General features: G+C 72.8%; 2 protein-coding genes and 1 pseudogene. 2 read left to right on the forward strand and 1 reads right to left on the reverse strand.

Annotation, left to right across the window (positions count from 1 at the left end; all coding sequences use genetic code 11):
• Together OOT08_RS04780 and OOT08_RS04785 are read left to right on the forward strand one after the other, a co-directional pair.
• The coding region (locus tag OOT08_RS04780; protein WP_325091420.1) for a phosphorylase family protein at window positions 1–392 on the forward strand (392 nt) is incomplete at its 5' end.
• A 209-nt stretch (window positions 393–601) separates the two neighbouring features.
• Window positions 602–1,048 carry a hypothetical protein gene (locus tag OOT08_RS04785; RefSeq protein ID WP_325091421.1) on the forward strand — a complete coding sequence of 149 codons (447 nt, stop codon included), beginning with the start codon at window positions 602–604 and terminating at the stop codon, window positions 1,046–1,048.
• A 39-nt stretch (window positions 1,049–1,087) separates the two neighbouring features.
• Here OOT08_RS04785 and OOT08_RS04790 read toward each other — a convergent pair.
• Window positions 1,088–1,336 (reverse strand): annotated as a pseudogene (locus OOT08_RS04790) (ABC transporter C-terminal domain-containing protein); the annotation flags it as partial.

Raw genomic sequence — 1,336 nt, forward strand, 5'->3', positions numbered from 1 at the left:
GAGATGGCCCCGACCGACCCAGCCTCGACGAGGTCGTCCAGATCACCGGCGTCGTCCAGCACGATTTCTCGCTGCCCTCCCCCACCCTCGTCCCCGAGGGGGCGCTCCTGCTGCCGGAGCGCACCGCGACCATCGCGACCGGCGATGTCTTCGTCAAGGACGACGCCCAGCGGGCGCACATTGCGAGCCTGGGCGCAAGCCTCGTCGACATGGAGGGCTACGCCTACGCGAGCGTCTGCGCTCGCTTCGGCGTCGGGCTCCAACTGTTCAAGATCCCCTCGGACTTCGCGGACAGCTCCACCACCGACGCGGAATGGGACACGATCGTGTTCCGCAAGAGCGAGCAGTTGCGCGCCTTCTGGGACACGCGGCTCGCCCCCACCGCCGCGTAGCGGCCGGCCGCGTCCCGGGGCCAGGCCCCGCCCGAGGAAGCGCGGCGCGCGCCGCTCACACCGCGCTGGGAATCCGGCGCCCGGTGGTTGACCGGGAAGCGGCGCTCTGCTTCAGTGGAGGTGCCGCCCCGGCCGCGCCCGCGCTCGGGGAACACCGCACCAGAGCCACCGCGCCCCGGGGCCCTGGGCCGAGCGCCGGAGGATCACCCGTGGGAGCTCCCCGCCCGAACCGCCCATCCGTGTTCGAGTTCGCGACCCTCCTCGGCTGGCTCGGCAGCGGCCTGTTGTACGCTGCGCTGCCCCTGGCCTTCGGCGTGGTCGTCGTCCGCCTCGTGAACGGCCCGGGGAGTATCTTCGGCGGCTCGTGGTGGACACTGCTGCACCTGGTCTGGATCCTGCTCGCCCTGATCGCCTTCGGCGATGGCCTCGGCCGGATCGCGGCGCTCGCGTCCCCACGCCGCCCCGTCCTGCGCGCGGTCGTCGAGGCGGCGCTGCTCGTCGGCTTCCTGACCGCGACGTTCCTCGCGATCTTCCCCAGCCTGTGGCACGCCCTGTCCGCCGCGGTCCTGTCCGAGCTGATGCTCGCCGCCAGTGTCCCCCTGACGACCCTGCTCGCTCGGCGCACTGCCGAGCCCCCGCGCCCCGAAGCGGCCTGAGCTCGAAAGAGCGCTGCGCGGCTCAGCGCCGCCTGAGCGTTAGTTGCCGAGCCGGTCCGAGGCCTCGACCCAGCGTTCCTCGGCCTCCGCGATCTCGTCGCCGAGGCCCTGGATCTGAGCGGTGAGCTCGCCGAGCCCCGCGTAATCGGCCTGATCGTGCGCGGCCATCCGCGCGTGCAGCTTCTTGATCTCCCCGTCGAGCTTCGCGATCTTGCGCTCGGCGGACGAGACCTCCTTTTCGAGGGCCCGGCGCTCGGCCCCGCTCAGTTCGGCCCCCGCGGGCGCGGA

Source organism: Leucobacter sp. M11 (assembly GCF_035726885.1).
In the GTDB taxonomy this organism is placed as follows: domain Bacteria; phylum Actinomycetota; class Actinomycetes; order Actinomycetales; family Microbacteriaceae; genus JAPFRB01.